Consider the following 19,627-nt stretch of genomic DNA (forward strand, 5'->3'; position numbering starts at 1 on the left):
TTGCCTCCTTCACGAGATGCGCATGGCGGCTCTCAGCGAAAGCGCCGCCGCCGTCAGGCTGGGATTGGCACAGGAGCAACTGGGAAATGTGCTCGTGCCGACAATCGCAAGATTGCGGAATTCGTGATGGATCAGATCCCGGTCGATGACGGAGTCGCTTCGATCTTTGCCCATGCGAAGCGTGCCCTGGACATGCGATTCCGTGCCGCGAACGCCGCGGTCCATGATCTCCTCCACCGGCAGCGGCGCAAGAATATCGGGCAGCTTCTCCAGCGCCCGCGCCATGCCCTCGACCGCATAACCGGCCGGCCCCTTGTAGTTGATCAAGGCGTTTTCGTTCTCGTCGAGACCGACGAAGTTCTCCGGTTCCAACAGGTCCTCGGTGACGATGACAAGCGGTAGGGTCTGGCGCAGCCGGCCCTTTTCGGCACGCAGCCCATGCTGCCAGCGGTTCTCGAAATAGACGAGCGCGGCAGCCTGCTCCGAGCGGTGCTGCCCGTCATAGAGGCCATAATTCAGCCCCGTGGTGATCGTGCTGCCATCGAAATTATCGATGCCGTCGAGATATGCTTCGACGTTGCGGCCGTAAGATTCGTGCAGTCCGCGCCCGACGAATTCGCCGCCAAGACCGGACCTGAGCATGATGGCGGCACTCTGGATCCCATTGGCGCCGAGCACGAAGAGATCGCCGCTGGCGGTGTATTCCCTGCCGCCATGGCGAAACGTCACTGCCCGGATGGAACCGGCGGCATGATCCAGCCGGCGCACTTCCGAGCCGAGACACACCGATATATCTGGGTGCTCGAACACATGCATCAGGCCGTTGTTCGCGGTGAACTTCGCATCAGCCGGGCAAAGCCAGCACCGAAGCGAAGCGCAGCAGGCCGACCGCGTCTCCGTTGCGACACGGGCACGCGCCGTCGGCATGACGAAGTGCTGGTCTGGTTGAGCTGCCTTCATCAGGCGATCCGGCGTGGACATGCGATGCGGTGGCTGCGGGAAGGGCTTTGAACGCGGCATGATCGCCGCCATGTCGGGATCGCCCGATATGGCCATGACCGTTTCGGCCTCACAATAGAACGGCTCGAGCTCGTCGTAGCTGATCGGCCAATCATGGCCGATCCCGTAAAGGCTCTTCAGCCGAAAATCGTTCGGATGCAGCCGGGGCGTCTGCGCGAACCAACAGTTTGTTCCGCCGCCAAGTCCGATCGTATAATTCCACGGCTTGGTCGCGTTGCTGCTGTAGGTCTGCTCGTCCTTGAGATCGGTATTAGCCCCATGTTCGAGCTGCCAAGCATGCGAATTGTGGCGCCCCCATTCAAGGAGGAGAATGCGCGCTTTGCGCCGTTGGAGAAAGCCGTGCAGGAAAAAGGCCGAGCCAAAGCCGGAGCCGATCACCACAATGTCGAAATGTTCTCCGGCGATCTTGTCTGGGCGGATATCCAGGACCATCGACTAGCCTTCTCTCACGAAAACGGGGTGGACGCACTCGGACGCTGGGATCAATCCAGCTTCGGTCATGCGGGCAAGCCCGGGATCGGGCTCGCAGCTTCACATCCGGCGATTTCAACTGCTCCGTGTCAAGCAGGCTGCCGTGACTGACTTGGCGATGATGCGCAAATCGTTGAAAAACGACCAGTTCTCAACGTAACGCCGGGCGAGGGCCGGCCGATGCGTGTGGGCGCTCTCCTCGCTCGCGCCCGCTCGCCATGGCCCCGTCATTCCCGGGCGCGACTCCAGGTAAAGCTCCCCGGCGCTCCCGAGGAGCTCGGGCGCCCCCGGCGCAACCGGGCGTGGCCCGACGAAGCTCATGTCCCCCCGCAGCACATTGAGGAACTGCGGCAATTCGACCAGGCCGAGCTTTGTAAGCACTGCACCGATCGGCGTGAGGTGCGGATCGTGCTCCGACTGCTCAGCCGGAAGCCGTGAAGGCGGTGACTGCAGGCTCGTCAGTCTGCCTTCCCCCTCGGCCGTCGTGCGGAACGTCAGGCAGGTGAAAAGTGAGCCGCCGCGCCCAATCCGGATATGTCTTTGAAACGCGGGCCCACCGTCGGAGAACGCGACGAGGCATGCAAGCAGAACCAGCAGGGGCCCAAGGAGGGCAAGTCCCAGGGAAGCGGCGCCGATGTCGAACCCACGCTTCGCAAGTCCGCCCACAGGGCGCTTTGCTCTCACTGCGCGTTGAAAATTCCGGCTGCTTGACCAGACAAAGTCCTTCATGGCACAACCTCAGGAGGCAATAAATCGAAGCTTGCACCTTAACAAAATACTGCCGCATTGCAACATACGAGTGAAGGTTTTTGCAATTGCACGGAGTCGCCTGCGCCAGCCGATCGTTAGAAACGCCATGCCGGCTTAGTTGTTCCCTACTGCATGTCTCCCTTATCGACCTCCGTTAAGGACAAAGACATGCAGCAATTCAAAGTGCTACAGCGGCCTTTGCGCGTCTAAGTGCGTCTATGACACGCGGCGCTCTAGGGAGATGGTAAATGCAGGTGTTCGTAATGGGTGGGACCGGCACTATCGGCCTGGCGGTCGTACGTGAACTCGTCGAGAGGGGTCATGAGGTGGTCGGCCTTGCACGCTCTTCCTCATCGGCCGCGGCGCTGGAAGAAGTCGGAGCATCGGCGCTTGCGGGGGATATCCGGATGCCGGGGGTCTGGCTGAAAGATCTGCCGAAGATCGAGGCTGTCATTCATGCGGCCACCGATTTTGCCGCCGACATGGGCGACGTCGATTCACAGCTGCTCGACGCGCTCCTTCCGGTCCTAGCCAAGATGGGGAAGCCTCGTTTCGTATACACCGGCGGCTGCTGGCTTTATGGTGCCACGGGCTCCGAACCGGCCGTTGAGACCAGCCCTTTTGATCCCTTGCCCGCCTTTGCCTGGATGGTTCCACAATTGCGACGCGTGCTCGCCGCCACGGAGATTCGCGGGACCGTCGTGCATCCGGCGATGGTCTACAATCGAAGCGGCGGCGTATTCCTCTCCTTCCTCGATCACGCCCGCAAGGGTGGGCCTGTACCTGTCGTTGACGGCGGCCATGTGCGTTGGCCCCTGGTGCATGCCGACGATCTCGCCGTACTCTACGCCCTGGTTCTCGAGTGCGCAGAGGCAGGTCAGTCCTACAACGGCGCCGCCTTGACCGGTTTGCCGGTGGGGCCGCTTGCCTCGGCGATTGCCACAGTCTTCGGCGGTGCGGACTGCAATACCCGGATCATCAGCGCCGATGAGGTGGCAAAGCTGCGCGGCGAATGGGCGCGGGGCTATGCGCTTGACCAGTCGATGAGCGGCGAAAAGGCCCGCTCTGCGCTCGGTTGGCGGCCCGTGCATCTAGATCCCTTGGCCGATCTGCTCCTCCCGTGGTCGTGACGACGGGACCAAAGCAGCCAGCCCAACCCCGGATACGAGCGCCTGGAATTCCTTGCCAATGCCGCTGGCCAGGGATCATTGTGCGGGTCAACTGAACGACGTTAGCGAAACGCGAGAGCATGCATGAGCCGCCGGCCCTTCGATCCGCATCACTTCTGGCGCGATCAGGCGCTTCCCTTTCTGGAGGCGCGCCAAGTCGCCGATGGGCGCAATGCCTGCTACGGCTTGCACAGCCATCGTACCTTTTCGATCGGCGTGGTGAGCACCGGACGGAGCAGCTACCGAAATGGACGCCTGCGGCACGAGATCAAGGCGGGCACGGTTGTACTCGTGAATCCGGAAGAGGCGCATGCCTGCAATCCGCTCAAGGGATCTCCCTGGGTCTATCGCATGCTCTATGTGGATCCAGCCTGGCTCAGCGATCAAAGCGAGAGTGCGGAGTTTCGCCCCTACGCTGCGGCGGCGAGCGACGACCCTGATGTTTATCGCCGCCTCGACGGCTTGTTCGACGTGCTCTTCGACGCAAATGCCGAGGCACTCGCCAAGGACTGTGCGGCGACTGCCTTCTTTGCTGGGCTGCACGATCGCCTGGAGCGGATCGATGGCCGCGTGATTGCGGCAAATCCAAATCTGGCGCGTGCCGCCGCCTTCATCAGCGACAATTGCACCCGCCGGCTGCGGCTGACGGAGATCGCCGACACCTCCGGACTTTCGCCGAGTTACCTGGTCCGCGCCTTCAAAGTCCGCTATGGGATGACGCCGCACGCCTATCAGGTCAACCGCCGCATCCAGTTCGGCCAGAGCGAATTGCGCCGCGGCCGACCGATTGTCGACGTGGCGCTGTCGGCGGGCTTTGCCGATCAGGCGCATTTCCAGCGTGTTTTCAAACGGCACGTGGCGACGACGCCGCGCCGATATATGCAGCCGTAGCGCTCATCTATTCATCCTGCGAGAACCAGATAGGCGGCGCTGAGCGCGAGCAGCGCTGCCATTGTCCGATTGAAGGCCCGCACGCGCCGTTTATCGTCGAGATGCTGGCGCAGGCGGGCGCCGGCATAGGCCCAAGCGGCGATCGAGGCATAGCAGATCGCGAAATAAAGCGCGGCGAACAGCCAGATGCGCAGGGTGCCGCCGCCCGTTCCATAGGCGCCCATTCCGGCAATCGCCGCGATCCAGGCTTTCGGGTTGAGCCATTGTTGAGTGAGGCCGGCTGTGACCGACGGCGGCCGTGTCGCAAGGCCCGCCGACACCCTCCCGTCGGAGGCCCACAGGCTCCATGCCAGATACAGAAGGAAAACCACGCCGGCGCCGCTGATGAGACGGATTGCGCCCGGCCATCGCAGAAGCAATTCGGCGATGCCGAAACCGGCGAGGAGCAGGAGCGCGGTGAAGCCGACCGTCGCGCCGGTGACATGTCGCAGGCTTGCGCGGAAACCGTGGCGCAGGCCGCTCGTGAGTGCAACGATATTGACCGGCCCGGGCGAAATCGAGGCGGCAAGGGCGAAAGAGGACATCGATAGAAAGAGCGCAAGGGACATGGGCGCGCACCTATCGCAACAGCGGCAGGTCGCCCGTCAGCGAGCGCACCAGCGCAGCCGGCCCGTGAAGGCAGACGCCGAGATAGCGCAGATCGTCCTGCCGCATACGACCGATGCGGATTTCATAGGCCTGATAGTCCTTCGCCCGCTGCGCCGCCTCCGTGACATCGACGAGGCCCAGACCGGCGGTTTCGTGCGGAGTGGCGCGGCCACGCAGCGCTGCCAGGCCATCGGCATCGGACATCAGGATCGGCATGACGATTCTCGTGATCCCCTCATGGCGAACCCCATCGGCGTCGTGGACCGCATGCCCCACCAGATCGGGCCGGTCGCGGCCGAGCGTCATTGCCAAAATGGCGGCGGTATTGGCGATCAGCCCGCGGGGCAGGCTCTGGTCGATCACGAAAGCGCAACGTGTCACGGATGGTCCTCGAGCATTGTTCTTGGGACCGCAGGGATAAAGATGAAGGCCGGCGCGGTATTGAAGGAAATTGCCCTTAAGGGTTTCAAGCTTCCTTGGTCGGCCACCCTTGGTACTTTCGAGCGATTTCTTAACGTGCACGTCGAGGGTCGCCGGATTGCGGTGTGCAGGGGCCGGATTGCCTGCCTCAGGCCGGCCGAAGATCATCGGCGGGCGGTGGACTCATCCTACCGCGCCGCTCGTCTCATTAGATGCGCAATGGTCGCTGTCGCACTCTGAATTGCTGCAAGTCTTTGCTCTTGAATCGAGGTCGACTAAAGGTTGCATGCAGTAGACGTTGGCAGCGCGCCGCGGAGCTACGGCAACCGGCGCCGCTTATTCTTGCTGATCGCTCGCCAAGCCGTATTTTTCGAAAAGACGCTGCTGCGTGCCGTCTGCGATGATCTCGTCGAGGCTCTTTTGCATCCTGCCAATCAACTCGTCGGGGACCGAGGGGTTGCATGCAATCGAATAGATGTCCTCGGCAAGAATCAAGGTGGCCTCGATCGGCTGACCGTCGCGCCTGAGACTGACATAATACTTCTCAGAGATCGGCATCAGGTCGATCCGGCCCGTCATCAGCTTCTTGAGTGTCAGTTGGAGATCCGCGGCGAGATCGATACGCGGAAAGCCGTTCCGCTCGAGGATGGTCTGGGTGAAATCGTCACGCTGGGTTCCAACCCGGAAAGCCTTCGCCTCTTCCAGGCTTTTCGGATTGGCCGTTGAGCCGGACTTGCGGATGAGGACGGTACGGCTCGTCAGCAAAGGCTCGACCCATTTGAAGCGCCGGTCACGCTCCTGATTATGAACGGTTGTGAAGACGCAATGCATCTCGTGATTTTCGGCGAGAAAGAGTGCCCGTGCCCACGGCATCATTTCCATGGTGTGGTCGATGCCCGAGTCCTCCATCAATAGTCGAACCTGCTCGACGGACGCGCCCTTGTAAGTGTCACCCTCCCGAAAGTTGAAGGGCGGATAGGATTCTGTCACCATTTTCAGTTCGGCGGCTTGCGCCGCGAATGGAAGGAGAGCCGCAAGCAGGGGGAGAATCCGTTTCATACTGTACTCCTGGGAAAAGCGCGTTGCAGTTCGGCTTTGATGGTGTCGACGGGCTGGGGCCGCCCGAGATAGAATCCCTGTCCGAAGCCCACGCCCATGGAGCGAAGTTCCTTCAGTTGCTCTTCCGTCTCGATCCCCTCGGCGATGATCCGGCAGTGCAATTCGTGTGCTACGGTGTTGATGCCCGTCACCAGCATGCGAACCCTTTTGCGAATTGCTTCGTCCTTGTCGGTCAGCGAACGGGTGAAAGACTGGTCGATCTTGATCGTGTCGACGGGGAAATGGAGCAGGTAGCTAAGCGATGAGTAGCCCGTGCCGAAATCGTCGAGCGCGATTTTGAGACCCGAGGCACTCATTGCCTCCAGGACCTCCCGCACGTCCGGACTGTGGTGCATCAGCACGGCTTCCGTGATTTCGATCACGATGCGCGAGGGGGTGATACCCCATTGCATTAATACGGCAAATGTCGTCGCCGGCAGTTCCGCGGAGAACTGCAGCGGCGAGACATTGACGGCCAGATAGGTGTCTTCCAAACCGGGCAGTGCGGAAAGACGGGCGAGGTGGGCCACCGCCTTTTCGAACACGCGCGCGCCGATCTTCTTGATCGAGCCGGTCTCCTCGGCGACGCGTATAATGTCTGCCGGCGGCAAAAGACCGTGGTCTGGATGATTGAGGCGCATCAGCGCTTCGAAACCCGCTACCCGTCCGGAATCGAGATCGAAGATCGGCTGGAGATAAGCCTCGAACCAGTCTTCGCTGAGCCCCGTCTCGATATATCTCTCGATCTTGAGCCGCTCCTGCGCGAGGCTCGCCATGACCGGATCGAACAATTTCGTTCCGTTCTTGCCGTTGTGCTTGCGAGCATACATGGCCAGGTCGGATTTTTGCAGCAGTTCGGCACCGGTTTTAGCCTGCGACGGGTAGAGGGAAATGCCGATGCTGGCGCTCAGCGAAAGCCGATTGCCGTCGACGAAAATGGGCTCCGCACAGACCGAGGCGATGCGTTTCGAGGTTTGAAGCGCAGCTTTCTTCGCGTTGGCAGCGAGAATGAGTACGACAAATTCGTCGCCGCCAAGGCGCCCCACCTTGTCTTCCGAACGCACCTGCGCCCGAATTCGGCCGGCGATCTGCCGCAGCACGTCGTCGCCGACGGCATGGCCGAGATTGTCGTTGATCGGCTTGAAACGGTCGAGGTCGATCAGGAGGCAGGCGAGTTCACCGCCATTCTCGGCGGTTTGACGGATGGCATGGTCGAGCGCCGTCTCGAAGCCCGGGCGGTTCAGGAGCCCGGTCAGATGATCCGTGATCGCCTGAACGTGGTTGCGCTCTTCCGCCGTCTTCAGTTCCGTGACATCCGTCATGACGGCGAGCGAGAGCGTTTCGCCCGCTTCCACCGCCTGCACCTCCTTGATCAGGACGTCGATCAGGCGGCCATCGGCGCAGCGGAATTTGACCGTGACATTGCCCGACTCCACACCCACCGTCGCGTCTCGCCCGCGGCTTTCGTAGATGCCCCGCGTCGTTTCATCGAGAAAGTCGGCGAAGGGCCGGCCGATAACGCTCGAGCGGTCATATCCGGTTGCGTGCAGCCAATAGTCGCTCACCGCCGTCAGGCGATCGTCGTCATCGACGGAATAGAGTTTCGCGGGCGTGAGATTGTAGATCCGCGTCGTCCTGGCATGGGCGCGCTTCAGGTCGTTCTCCTCCTGGGCGAGCCGCGCCTGCATCTCGTTGAAATTGGCCGCGAGGGTGCCCATTTCGTCGGCAGACACCCAGTCGACCAGATGGCGCGAACCCAGCCGCCGGGTCGCCTCTATCGCATGGGTGAGCCGGAGCAACGGCCGTGTCACCATCAAGCGATTGCCGACAATGGCTGCCGCAGTGATGATCAGGATGGAAAACAGGAAGATGCCGATATAGACGGCGTCGTCGATCCCGAAATAGGCGAGCAACTCGCGGCGTCGGATGGTAATTTCTAGGCTTCCGACCGTCTTTATGCCGTCGACCGAGTGGTAAAGGATGGGCGTGGAGAGAAGCAATCCCTCCGGGTCCGTGCCACCAACGCTGTCCGGCAGCCTGACCTCAAGCCCTCCGGAAATCTCGTGCACGCGCACCGCGCCGACCGAGCGGTCCGCGAGAATAGTGTTGGCGATCTGCCGGACGCTTTCTTGGTCGAAATCCCAGAGCGGCTTTCCAAGCGCGAGCGAGTTGGCCTTGAGCAAGGCCCGTCCGTGGTCGACGACGTCCCGATAGGCACGTTCGTTGGAAAGATAGAAGAAGAGCACGAAGAGAGGCGCAATCAACAGCAGCAGGGTGCTGGCGACGATCAGTATGAAGCGGCTCTCTACCGAATGCGTGTTCATCAAATCGCCCTGGACCCCCGTCCCGTCGTCGCGGTTCCGCACAGCCGCCGTGGCCGCTGCCGGCTGAGCAGCGCACCCACCCGGACACGACCCATGGCAGAAACCGAAGGCGATCCTTCACAAAAAAACATTAGTAGCGGGTAAATGACCCGCCGACACTGCTAGCCTGATTGCGCTGCGCTATCCGGATTGCGCAGCAAGCCTGCAATGGCGAGGCGGCAGGCTCGCATTCTCGCGCCTATGCGATTGTGAAATGCGTGAAGCCTCGGTCTGGCGTTTTTCGCCTACACTCGGTCGGCGCGCCGTGCCAAACTCGCCCACAGAATTCCGAATCGACCAAAGGAGATGAGATGGCAAGCAAAGTCGCGATCGTGACGGCAGGTGGCAGCGGCATGGGTGCGGCCGCGGCACGCAGGCTCGCCGCCGAAGGCTACCGAGTGGCGATCCTGTCGTCCTCCGGCAAGGGAGAAACGCTTGCCAGGGAACTGGGCGGTCTCGGCGTCACCGGCTCGAACCAGTCGAACGAAGACCTGAAGAGGCTCATTGATATTGCCCATTCAAACTGGGGTCGGATCGATGTCCTCGTCAACAGCGCCGGCCATGGACCGCGCGCGCCGATCGTCGAGATCAGTGACGAAGACTGGCACAGGGGACTGGATACCTATCTGATGAACGTCGTCCGCCCGGTTCGGCTGGTCACTCCAATCATGCAGGCCCAGCGGTCGGGCTCGATCATCAACATCTCGACCGCTTGGGCGTTCGAGCCCTCGGAGATGTTTCCGACCTCCGCCGTCTTTCGCGCCGGTCTCGCCGCCTACACCAAAATTTATGCGGACGCATATGCAAAGGACAATATCCGCATCAACAACATCCTTCCAGGCTGGATCGACAGCCTGCCGGCGACCGAGTTCCGCCGACAGAGCGTTCCGATGCAGCGCTACGGTACAAGCGAGGAGATCGCCGCGACGGTGGCTTTCCTCGCTTCCGAAGGGGCGGGCTATATCACTGGCCAAAACATACGCGTCGACGGGGGGCTGATGCGTTCCGTCTGATCAGAATCGATCGCACTCCGTCTCTCGTCAGCTGTCCAAAGTCGCCGTAGTGCAAGAAACGCATGAGGCATGGCGGGATCACTCCCCCTTGCAGCCGTTCTTGTCAGAGAGAGCGCGCATGAAGGCGACAAGTGCATCCTGCGCATCCCGGCCCTCGCCCCTAATCACGCTCACGCCCCAATTGGTAAGGACGGCCTCCTGGACGGGATTGGGCCGGAACATGAAGACATATGAATGCGGCCGGTCCTTCTCGTATCCGGACCCTTGCCAGGTGCTCCAGATGCGGTGAAGCAGAAGGCGTATATTGATATCCGACATGCTGTAGCCGACGAAGAGTACCGTGGCGCCGAGAGCATCGCTTCGGAAGCGAACATCGAGAGGCGAGTCGAAGGAAAGCCTGTTGAAATAGTCCGTTTCGGTCAGCACGAGCGTGTCAGGGTCATCGAAATCGCCGTGATATTTGACGATCTGCGTCGCCCCCGACGGCGCAGAAGCGATATCGCGCGCATGACTGATTTTCGTGTAGGGCTTGCCGTGGACCTCGTAGGCGGTTTCGAGATTGGCGTCGTAGTTGGTCGTGTAGATCACCGGAAAATCCAGATCCACAATCAGCCGATGCAATTCGGAGTCTCCTATGCGCTCCGGCAATACACGCCACCTCTCGCGCATCCATTCGCAAAGGGCTTCGATGCTGCCGTTTTCGAGGCGGTAGCACTCGGCGATCGCCTGATAGGTGATGTTCGGGTCCTGCATCAGGGATGCGTCGATGTGCAGGTCCTTCAACATGTGGTCGATCAAGGTTTTCCAGGAGGGCAGTCCGACACTCATCGATATGCCCGCGCCGGCAAAAAGTACCGCATGCCGGCGCTTCAAGGCGGTCGCGATGGCCTCGATGTGCTTTTCCATGGTCGCTCCTGCTGGAGCGCTCAACCCGCCGCGCAGCAAGATGTTCCGCGGGATGGCGCCGAACGGTACCGCCGCCGAGGAGGGAACAAAGCTCATGTCCGCCGGTTGGGATGGGGAAGGGACATTCGAACCGGAGAAAGTTTCCATGACAAATATTCTCGTCAGAAGTGCGATCGCCTTGAGTCTCGGTGTCGCCTGTGGGCCCGCTCTCGCGCAAACGGAGCAGGGGCAATCGGCCGAGTGTCCCGCCGGAACGGAATGCCCGCAGCCCGGCGCGCAGCAGGGCGTGCAGCCGGACGCACAAGGCGGCGCAGCCGGCCAGGAGAGCCAACAGGCGCAGCAGCCCGGGACCGACGCAGCGCAGCAGGAGGGCCAAGCTGGAGCCGAAACTCAGCAAGAGGGGCAGGTGGAAGCCGAGACGCAGCAGCAGCCTGAGGGCGAAGCGCAGCAGCAGCAGGAGGGTCAGGCCGGCGCCGAGGAGCAACAGCAGCCCGGGGCCGACTCTCAGCAGACCGAGGAAAGCCAGGGAACGGAGCAAACGACAGAGCAGAAGACCGATGTCGACGTGACGGTGGAGCAGAAGACCGAAATCACTCAGGTCATCAAGGAACAGAACGTCGAGCCGATCGATGTCGACTTCGATGTCTCGGTGGGCACAGCCGTTCCGGAGACAATCAAGGTCAAGCTGCAGCCGGTGCCGCAGCGCATCGTGCAGATCGTGCCGGCCTACGAAGGCTATCTGTTCTTCGTGCTGGCGGACGGCCGGATCGTTATCGTCAATCCCTCGACGCTCCAGATCGTGCTGATCATCGCGTGATCGATGCCCGGTGGAGACGCCTCTGCTACAGCGTCTTTTCAGGCGCGAAGGGCGCTGTGGCATGACCGCGAACACCGGAGAGTTTGCGCGTATTCGGGACCTTCAGATTGAGAACTGCTTGGCTTCGATTTCCAGTGGAGCAGAGCGCGCCAGCAACTAAATCCCGATACGCCCACTCGATCCGGTGCGTCTCTCCGGCAAGCACCTTCAGAAACACGCGGCCGTCCAAGCGCCGAGACTTCCTGAAACGATCTGGCGGATTCTTGCCGGCGATCGACGCGAGGCTGGCAAGAATCCGCCAGATGCCCGGACGCGTTTTCTTTCCGCCCTTGCAAATTCAAGCATTTAGACTTGGCCCGCCTCTTGCTACTCTAGGGGTGCGCGGTGCGCCTTCGGGAGAAGTGTTCCGCGCGGTCGTATATGAACGGGAGGATTCTCTGTGAATCGGAAATTGAAACGCGCCGCCATCGCGGCGATTGCAAGCACATCCATCGCGCTTTCCGCAGCTTCCGCGAAGGCGGACGAATTCATCAACGTGCTGACGGGCGGCACTTCCGGCGTCTATTATCCGCTCGGCGTCGCACTTTCCAAGATCTATGGCGACAAGATCGAAGGTGCGCGCACGCAGGTGCAGGCGACGAAGGCCTCTGTCGAGAACCTCAACCTGCTGCAGCAGGGTCGCGGAGAGATCGCCTTTGCATTGGGCGATTCCGTAAAGCTCGCCTGGGATGGCGATAGTGAAGCCGGCTTCAAGGCGCCGCTCGACAAATTGCGCGGCATCGCCGCCATCTACCCGAATTACATCCAGATCATGGCCTCGAAGGACTCCGGCATCACGACGGTCGCGGATCTCAAGGGCAAGAGCCTCTCTGTCGGCGCACCCAAGTCCGGAACGGAGCTGAATGCGCGCGCGATCTTAGCCGCGGCCGGCATGAGCTACGACGATCTCGGCAAGACGGAATACCTGCCCTTCGCCGAATCCGTCGAGCTGATGAAGAACCGGCAGCTCGATGCGACGCTGCAGTCCGCAGGCCTCGGCGTGTCGTCTTTCAAAGACCTCGCAACCTCACTAGACGTGCAGATGGTTGCAGTCCCGGAAGAAATTGCCGGCAAACTCGGTGCGCCCTATATCGCTGCCACCGTTCCCGCCGGCACCTACCAGGGTCAGGACAGCGACGTGCCGACGGTCGCCGTCGTCAACTTCCTCGTCACCCACTCGGATGTGTCCGACGAGACCGCCTACCAGATGACAAAGCAGCTCTTCGAGAACCTGCCGGCGCTCGTGGCGGCTCATAAGGCGGCGGAGCAAATCCGTATCGAGGATGCGCTGAAGGGCATGCCGGTGCCTCTCCATCCTGGAGCAGAGCGTTACTACAAGGAAAAGGGCCTGCTCTGATTGCAGAACGGGCGGCGTCATCCAGTGGCCGTAAAGCCGCTGCGGAAATGGCGCCGCCGCGCATGCTCGGATTTTCGGGAGGGATCCATGCACGACGACATCAAGACACATGAACAGGCAACGGCCGCGGAGCTCAGCAAGCATGATGCCCTGACGCAGGCCTTTCCGAAGACCTGGGACGGGCGGATTCTGTTTGCAATCGCGCTCGCCTTTTCCATTTTCCAGATTGCGACCGCCGCACATCTCGTCGACATGCCGAGCCAGATCGTGCGCGCGGTTCACGTCGGTTTTGTTACCGTTCTTGTCTTTCCCCTACTGGCGGCGATGGCGGGCCGTGGCGGCTTCGCGAAGGCAATCGCCTGGGGACTCGCACTCCTCGGCGCGGCGGTCGCCTTCTATCAATGCTATGAATATGCCGACCTGCTCGTGCGCGCCGGCGATCCTCTCCCGCGTGACATCGCCTTCGGCGTCGTCGCTCTCGGCGTGGTCTTCGCCGCTGCCTGGGCGCTGATGGGTCCAGCGCTTCCGATTATTTCCGGCCTGTTCCTCGCTTACAGTCTGTTCGGCGAATATCTTCCGCCACCGCTCGATCACCGCGGCTATGATTTCTCCCAGGTGATCGACCATATGGCCTATGGTACGGAAGGGATCTACGGCATCCCGACCTTCGTTTCATCCACCTATATTTTCCTCTTCATCCTGTTCGGCGCCTTTCTCGAAAAGGCCGGCATGATCCGCCTATTCACCGACGTCTCGCTGAGCTTCGTCGGCAGCCGGCGCGGCGGCGCAGCCAAGGTGGCGATCGTCTCGTCCGGCCTCATGGGCACCATTTCCGGATCCGGTGTCGCGAATGTGGTGACCACCGGTCAGTTCACCATTCCGCTGATGAAGAGGTTCGGTTACCGGCCAGCCTTCGCCGGCGGCGTCGAGGCGACGGCATCGATGGGCGGCCAGCTCATGCCGCCAGTCATGGGCGCGGTGGCCTTCATCATGGCGGAGACGCTCGGGGTCGAGTATCACGAGATCGTCAAGGCGGCGATCATCCCGGCTGTCCTCTATTTCGCCTCGGCCTTCTGGATGGTGCATCTGGAAGCGGGCAAATATGGCCTGCTTGGCCTGCCCAAGGCCGATCTGCCATCCGCCAGGGCAGCGATCGCCGAACAATGGTATCTTCTCCTCCCGCTGGCAGCGCTGGTCTGGCTGTTGTTCTCGGGTTACACGCCGCTTTTCGCCGGAACGGTCGGCCTTGCCTTTACGGCGTTGTTGATCCTTGGCAGCTCCATTGCCCTCGGCCTCCCCTCGAACGTCATCCGGATCCTGTTCTGGATCGGCCTCGGCCTGGTGGCGGCCGCATTCTTTCGGTTCGGCATTGGCGTGGTCGTCGGCGCGATGGCGCTGCTGATCGCGTTCAACGCGCTCTCGAAGGGTGGCCGGGAGACGCTGGCGATGTGCCGCGACGCCCTTGCCGAAGGCGCCAAGACCGCCTTGCCCGTGGCTGTAGCCTGCGCGCTGGTCGGCGTCATCATCGGTACGATGACGCTCACGGGTGCAGCCAATACCTTCGGGCAGTTCATCGTCTCCGTCGGCGGCAAGAGCCTGTTCCTGTCGCTGCTCCTCACCATGGTAACCTGTCTCGTGCTTGGCATGGGCATACCGACCATTCCGAACTATATCATCACCTCCTCGATCGCCGGACCGGCGCTCCTCGAGCTCGGTGTGCCGCTGATCGTCAGCCACATGTTCGTCTTCTATTTCGGCATACTGGCCGACCTGACGCCGCCGGTCGCGCTTGCCTGCTTCGCGGCGGCGCCGATCGCGCGCGAAAGCGGGCTGAAGATTGCAATCCAGGCCATCAAGGTGGCGGCGGCAGGCTTCGTCATTCCCTTCATGGCCGTCTATTCCCCGGCCCTCATGCTGCAGGACGGCGGTGCCACGGCGATCGCCATCGGTTATCCGGCTGCCGTCGTCTACACCATTTTGAAGACGGGGCTTGCGATCGGCCTCTGGGGGGCAGCGGTGATCGGCTTCGTCGCTATCCGCCTCGGCGCGGTCGAGCGGCTTCTTGCCGCCGCCGCCGCCTTCACATTGCTGGCGGCACTGCCGCTCACTGATGAGATCGGCTTTGCGCTTGCGGCCGTATTCGGGGGGATGGTCTGGCGGCGGGCCCGAACGACGGGAGAGAAGCCGTCGGCGAAGGTCGCATGAGCGCGCTCGTCTGCATCGTCAGCGGCAAGGCGGTTGCCGTGGCCGCCGGGCTCTTCACCCTTGGCTGGACCCACTCGGTCGAAAGGACCGAGTGGCAAGAGCGCTGGGAGGTCACGCCTGAGGGTCTCGTTCTCAAGGAGGCTCGGGTGCAGGGCTCGGGTGCGGGCATGGATCCGGGCGATGGCGCCCGCCGGGTCGGGGCCTGGTGGGTATGGACCCCGGATCTGCCGCCGCTTCCCGAGTTGGTGCTCGCCGCATCCGGGGCGACGACCTCCGGGTGGAGGCTTTGTGACCGGGACGAGTGCCGCGAACTGGGTGGGCGGAGCGGGGATCCGATCACTCTGAGGCCGTGCGGCTGAGTACGGTTGAGCTCTCATGTTCTCCCCGCCGCCAAGAGGCGCTACAGTCGACGCTTCGGACCGGAACCGGTTCAAGACAACAGGTGGCAGGCAGGTCGGCCCGGTAATGATGCGCAACATCGGCAGAATGACGATCCTCATACTGGTCGTGACCTGTATAGCGCCGTTTGTCGCCTATCATCTGGCGCGCGGTTCGGCGATCGGCGGACTGGAAGGGCAGCTTCAGCGAAGCCTCGTGCTGACGAACCGGGCGATTGCGACGGAGATCGAACGGTTCCGCTACCTGCCGCTGGTTCTCGGCGAGGATGCCCGCATACGCGCGCTTGCTGGGCGCGAGCGGAGCCCGGCCGTGCTCGAAGCTGCGAACCGCTACCTGCAGACCGTGGTAAGGCAGGCGGGCGCGGCCGAACTCTATGTACTCGACCACCGTGGCATTGCCCTCGCATCGAGCAATTTCGATACGGCCGAGAGCTTCGTCGGCCACGACTACAGCTTCCGCCCTTATTTCCAGGATGCGCTCCATTCAGGTGAAGGACGCTATTATGCGATCGGCGTCACAACGCGAAAGCCCGGCTATTTCCTGACGTCGAGAATCGACGTCGCGGGTCAATCTCCGATCATCGTCGTCGTCAAGGCCGACCTGCTGCCGCTCGAGGCGACCTGGAAGGCCGCGGGCGTGCAGACCGCTATTGCCGACCGTTGGGGTATCGTCTTTCTTTCCGGCAACCCGGACTGGAAATATCGGCCACTTGCAGCGCTTTCGGCCGAAGCCGTCGAGCAGCTTGCGCGGGAGCGAACCTATGAAGGCGCAGATCTCGCCGCGACGAAGCCGATCCTGCCGGAGGGCGTCGCGCCGCCGATCGGCGAGGCGGACGCGCCGGCGCTTCATGTCGAGGAAGGTGGCCGACAGCTCCTGGCGAAGTTCTCGGTCGTCGAGCCCGACGGCTGGCTGGTGCTGGCGGCGACGAGTACCGCCGATATCGGCAAGCTCGCGGGCTTCTGGGCGCTCTCCGCGCTGATTGCCGGGCTGCTTTTGACCGGCACACTCTATTTTTTCCATCAGCGGGCGCTTCTGATCCGAATGCGCCTGCGCCAAAGCGAAGTCCTGGAGCGCAAAGTTGTCGAGAGGACACAGGACCTTGCTCATGAGATCGACATGCGCAAGCGCACGGAGGAGGAACTCCGCCACGCCCAAGAGGGGCTCATCCATTCCGAGAAGATGGCAGCACTCGGTCGCATGTCGACGGCGATCGTGCATGAGGTGAGCCAGCCGCTCGCGGCGCTGGAAGCGACCTTGGCGACTGCAGGGCTGCTGGCGGAGAAGGGGCGCGCGGAAAAGGTCGGCGAACGGGTGCTCGACGCGCGCACTCTGGTGAAGCGGATGCAGCGAACGGTCAAGCACCTGAAGACCTTCGGCCGCAAGGGGGCCTCTGAACTCGAAAAGGTCGACATCGACGCGGTCATCCGCAACGCGCTGGATCTTGCTGCACCCCGGGCAAAGACACTCGGCGTCGCTCCGCTCCTTGAGGCAAGCGCTCCCACTCCCATCGTTATTGCCGTCGCGGTGAAACTGGAGCAGGTGATTTTGAACCTGCTCTTGAACGCGCTCGACGCGGTCGAGGGCAGGAAGGACCCCGCAATAACCATCCGGCGGACCGTGGAAGCGGGGCGCGTGTGCATCACCGTCATCGACAACGGATCGGGTATCGCGCCGGAACACCGCGAGCGCGTCGCAGAGCCCTTCTTCACGACGAAGCTCACGGGCGAGGGGCTTGGCCTAGGTCTTTCCATTGCGACCGCCATCGTCCGCGAGTTCGGCGGTGAGATCACCTTTGCGGAAGCCACGGGCGGCGGCACCATGGCGACTGTTGCGATGCCCCTGGGTGAACACGCACTCAGCGAGGCAGCACAATGAACCGCGGACACATCCTTCTCGTCGATGATGATCGCGACCTCCTGAAGGCGGCGACAGATTGGCTGGAGATCAACGATTTCTCCGTCCGCGCCTTTCATCGGCCGGAGGAAGCATATCAGCAGGTGATGCGCGAGGAGCCGGACGTCGTGGTGAGTGACATCCGCATGCCGGGGATCGACGGCATGACGCTGCTCACCTCGATCGTCAGGCAGCGCAGCGATGTGCCGGTGATCCTGATGACCGGTCATGGTGATGTCACGCTGGCGGTCAAGTCAATGAAAGAGGGCGCAGAGGATTTCATCGAAAAGCCCTATGACGCCGACCATCTGCTCTCCATCCTGGACAAGGCCGTCGAGAAACGGCGCATGAAGAAGGAAATCGCGCGGCTACAGGGTCTGGTGCAGGCGGGCGAAGGCGTTGAGATCGTCGGCGACAGTCCGGCAATCCGGGACCTCAGAAATCGTGTCCAGATGCTGGCGGAGGTCGATATCGACGTCCTCATTATCGGAGAGACAGGAACCGGCAAGGAACTCGTCGCGCAGGCGCTTCATCGGCAAAGCCGTCGTGCCGCTGGTCCTTTCGTGGCGATCAACTGCGCAGCGCTGCCCGAAAGCATCTTCGAGAGCGAGGTCTTTGGCCACGCGAAGGGCGCCTTCACGGGCGCGCTCTCCGACCGGCAGGGAAAGTTCGAGCATGCGGCGGGCGGAACCGTATTTCTCGATGAGATCGAGTCCATGCCCTTGGGCCTGCAGGCGAAGATCCTACGTGTTCTGCAGGAGCGGATGGTCGAACGGCTTGGCGAAAACCGTGTGAGGCCGATCGACGTTCGCATTGTCGCCGCCGCCAAGAGCGATCTTTCCGCCGAAATCGCTGCCGGGCGCTTCCGCGAGGACCTCTTCTACCGCCTTGCGGCTGTGGACGTGCGCATTCCGCCGCTGAGGCAGCGCAGGCAAGATATCGGCCTGCTCTTCGGTCACTTCGCGTCGCTCGCCGCCCGTCGCCATGGTCGCCCGGAGCGAAGCGTCTCCGCCGACCTCCTTGCGAGACTGGGGCAGGAGGAGTGGCGCGGCAATGTTCGCGAACTCAAGGCGCGTGCCGAACGCTTTGCCCTCGGTTTAGACGCCGCGGGGTCAGCGGATGGCGGCCTCGTATCCGCCGACCTGCCGACCCTGCCTGAGCAGGTGGCGGCCTTCGAAGCCGATGTGATCCGCCGGGCCATCGAGGAGAATGACGGAAGCACGGCGAGGGCCGCCACAAGGCTCGGGATTCCTCATCGCACGCTGAACGAAAAAATCGCCCGCCTCGGATTGCGAGCGAGGCGCGTGAAGGACGAAGCAGCGAAATGAATTTCGCTGGAGATCCCGTTACGCCGGCTGTCCGTGGGCGACGAGGCGAATGAGCATAAGGCCGGCGAAAAGGCCGGCAAGCGCCAAGGCCAGCGATGCCACGACATAGATCGCGGCTGCCATCCATTGCCCGCGTTCCCACAGGCTGATCGTGTCGAGCGAGAAGGTGGAGAAGGTTGTGAAGCCGCCAAGCACGCCCGTCGTCAGGAACAGGCGCGCCTCCTGCGAAAGCTCGCCGCGAAAAGCGAAGTATCCGGCGAGAACACCCATCAAGAGGGAACCGATGATGTTCACCGTCAGGGTGCCGAAGGGAAAGGCGACGCCGAAAAGATAGGCGGCGAACCGGTTGACGCCGTGGCGCATCGCGCCGCCCAATCCCGCGCCGAGAAAAACGATCAGGTAGCCCATCAACTATACCTTCTCAGGATGTTGCTTTCGTTGACGCCCGTTGCGGCCGCGTTGCGTCGCGTCCCGAAGAGATTGAACAGACGAGGAATTCAAAATGACAGGGTCGAAGGCAACTCGGCTCGATTCGGGCATGGCTCTACTCTCTCGCGCGGGCGATCATGAGCAGGAGTCATCAGCTTCGTGGGAAGCGGTTCGGCTCGATGCCTGGCAGAATCCATTGCCGACGTGCCAATTACAAGTAGCCGAGGGCCCTGTCAACACACTCTTCAAGCTGATGGTCGGGCGCATCGCGGCCACGGCGATGGCTGGTCGCGGCGAAGCGCCTCGCCGTCCCGTGTATCCACGATACGGCCGATGCCCGCTGCCAGAATACGGCGAAAGACATGTTCGCACGGCTCGGCCTCATTGGCGAAGTCGTTGCGTTTGGCTCCG

General features: G+C 62.2%; 17 protein-coding genes and 1 riboswitch. Of the genes, 9 read left to right on the forward strand and 8 right to left on the reverse strand.

Annotated features, from left to right (window positions below):
• Positions 1–9: 9 nt before the first annotated feature.
• A complete protein-coding gene (locus AC4P1R_RS24750; protein WP_151613096.1) occupies positions 10–1,452 on the reverse strand; it encodes a GMC oxidoreductase in 1,443 nt (480 codons plus the stop codon).
• Positions 1,453–1,566: 114 nt separating this feature from the next.
• Positions 1,567–2,157 carry a sugar transferase gene (locus tag AC4P1R_RS24755; RefSeq protein ID WP_246231976.1) on the reverse strand — a complete coding sequence of 197 codons (591 nt, stop codon included), beginning with the start codon at positions 2,155–2,157 and terminating at the stop codon, positions 1,567–1,569.
• 332 nt (positions 2,158–2,489) lie between these two features.
• Between AC4P1R_RS24755 and AC4P1R_RS24760 the strand changes: the two genes are divergently transcribed.
• Complete coding sequence (locus tag AC4P1R_RS24760; RefSeq protein ID WP_492178155.1) at positions 2,490–3,371, forward strand: NAD-dependent epimerase/dehydratase family protein; 882 nt, start codon at positions 2,490–2,492, stop codon at positions 3,369–3,371.
• Between the two features lie 123 nt (positions 3,372–3,494).
• Positions 3,495–4,301 (forward strand): AraC family transcriptional regulator, encoded by an 807-nt coding sequence (locus AC4P1R_RS24765; RefSeq protein WP_492178156.1) that lies wholly within the window; start codon positions 3,495–3,497, stop codon positions 4,299–4,301.
• 11 nt (positions 4,302–4,312) lie between these two features.
• Here the strand turns inward: AC4P1R_RS24765 and AC4P1R_RS24770 are convergent, their stop codons facing one another.
• The 4 genes from AC4P1R_RS24770 to AC4P1R_RS24785 all read right to left on the reverse strand — a co-directional run bounded on the left by AC4P1R_RS24770 (position 4,313) and on the right by AC4P1R_RS24785 (position 8,791).
• Positions 4,313–4,909, reverse strand: a complete 597-nt coding sequence (locus tag AC4P1R_RS24770) for a LysE family translocator (RefSeq protein WP_492178157.1) — start codon at positions 4,907–4,909, stop codon at positions 4,313–4,315.
• 10 nt (positions 4,910–4,919) lie between these two features.
• Positions 4,920–5,330, reverse strand: a complete 411-nt coding sequence (locus AC4P1R_RS24775) for a DUF2000 domain-containing protein (RefSeq protein WP_151613101.1) — start codon at positions 5,328–5,330, stop codon at positions 4,920–4,922.
• A gap of 375 nt (positions 5,331–5,705) precedes the next feature.
• The gene (locus tag AC4P1R_RS24780; protein ID WP_151613102.1) at positions 5,706–6,428 is read right to left on the reverse strand and encodes a substrate-binding periplasmic protein; all 723 of its coding nucleotides are present in this window, start codon (positions 6,426–6,428) and stop codon (positions 5,706–5,708) included.
• Positions 6,425–8,791 carry a putative bifunctional diguanylate cyclase/phosphodiesterase gene (locus AC4P1R_RS24785; RefSeq protein WP_492178158.1) on the reverse strand — a complete coding sequence of 789 codons (2,367 nt, stop codon included), beginning with the start codon at positions 8,789–8,791 and terminating at the stop codon, positions 6,425–6,427. The genes AC4P1R_RS24780 and AC4P1R_RS24785 overlap by 4 nt, the downstream gene beginning before the upstream one ends.
• A 350-nt stretch (positions 8,792–9,141) precedes the next feature.
• Between AC4P1R_RS24785 and AC4P1R_RS24790 the strand changes: the two genes are divergently transcribed.
• The gene (locus AC4P1R_RS24790; protein ID WP_492178159.1) at positions 9,142–9,843 is read left to right on the forward strand and encodes an SDR family oxidoreductase; all 702 of its coding nucleotides are present in this window, start codon (positions 9,142–9,144) and stop codon (positions 9,841–9,843) included.
• Between the two features lie 78 nt (positions 9,844–9,921).
• Here AC4P1R_RS24790 and AC4P1R_RS24795 read toward each other — a convergent pair whose 3' ends face one another.
• Positions 9,922–10,749, reverse strand: coding sequence for an SIR2 family NAD-dependent protein deacylase (locus tag AC4P1R_RS24795; RefSeq protein WP_492178160.1), 828 nt, complete (start codon positions 10,747–10,749; stop codon positions 9,922–9,924).
• Between the two features lie 145 nt (positions 10,750–10,894).
• Between AC4P1R_RS24795 and AC4P1R_RS24800 the strand changes: the two genes are divergently transcribed.
• The 6 genes from AC4P1R_RS24800 to AC4P1R_RS24825 all read left to right on the forward strand — a co-directional run bounded on the left by AC4P1R_RS24800 (position 10,895) and on the right by AC4P1R_RS24825 (position 18,787).
• Positions 10,895–11,566, forward strand: coding sequence for a DUF1236 domain-containing protein (locus AC4P1R_RS24800; RefSeq protein ID WP_492178161.1), 672 nt, complete (start codon positions 10,895–10,897; stop codon positions 11,564–11,566).
• A gap of 451 nt (positions 11,567–12,017) precedes the next feature.
• Complete coding sequence (locus AC4P1R_RS24805; RefSeq protein ID WP_069457039.1) at positions 12,018–12,962, forward strand: TAXI family TRAP transporter solute-binding subunit; 945 nt, start codon at positions 12,018–12,020, stop codon at positions 12,960–12,962.
• An 87-nt stretch (positions 12,963–13,049) separates the two neighbouring features.
• Positions 13,050–15,167 carry a TRAP transporter permease gene (locus AC4P1R_RS24810; RefSeq protein WP_492178162.1) on the forward strand — a complete coding sequence of 706 codons (2,118 nt, stop codon included), beginning with the start codon at positions 13,050–13,052 and terminating at the stop codon, positions 15,165–15,167.
• Entirely contained in the window at positions 15,164–15,526 is a 363-nt protein-coding gene (locus tag AC4P1R_RS24815) for a DUF1850 domain-containing protein (protein ID WP_492178163.1), read from the forward strand. Before AC4P1R_RS24810 ends, AC4P1R_RS24815 begins: the two co-directional genes overlap by 4 nt.
• Before the next feature lie 106 nt (positions 15,527–15,632).
• Positions 15,633–17,441 (forward strand): ATP-binding protein, encoded by a 1,809-nt coding sequence (locus tag AC4P1R_RS24820; protein WP_492178164.1) that lies wholly within the window; start codon positions 15,633–15,635, stop codon positions 17,439–17,441.
• On the forward strand, positions 17,438–18,787 hold the full coding sequence (locus AC4P1R_RS24825; protein ID WP_492178165.1) for a sigma-54-dependent transcriptional regulator: 1,350 nt from the start codon (positions 17,438–17,440) through the stop codon (positions 18,785–18,787). The genes AC4P1R_RS24820 and AC4P1R_RS24825 overlap by 4 nt, the downstream gene beginning before the upstream one ends.
• Before the next feature lie 18 nt (positions 18,788–18,805).
• On the opposite strand, the gene crcB is transcribed toward AC4P1R_RS24825, so the two are convergent.
• Entirely contained in the window at positions 18,806–19,195 is a 390-nt protein-coding gene (crcB, locus tag AC4P1R_RS24830) for a fluoride efflux transporter CrcB (RefSeq protein WP_492178166.1), read from the reverse strand.
• Between the two features lie 156 nt (positions 19,196–19,351).
• Positions 19,352–19,426: riboswitch (Fluoride riboswitch) on the reverse strand.
• Between the last annotated feature and the right edge of the window lie 201 nt (positions 19,427–19,627).

The sequence above is a fragment of the Sinorhizobium sp. Y406 genome, assembly GCF_058732025.1.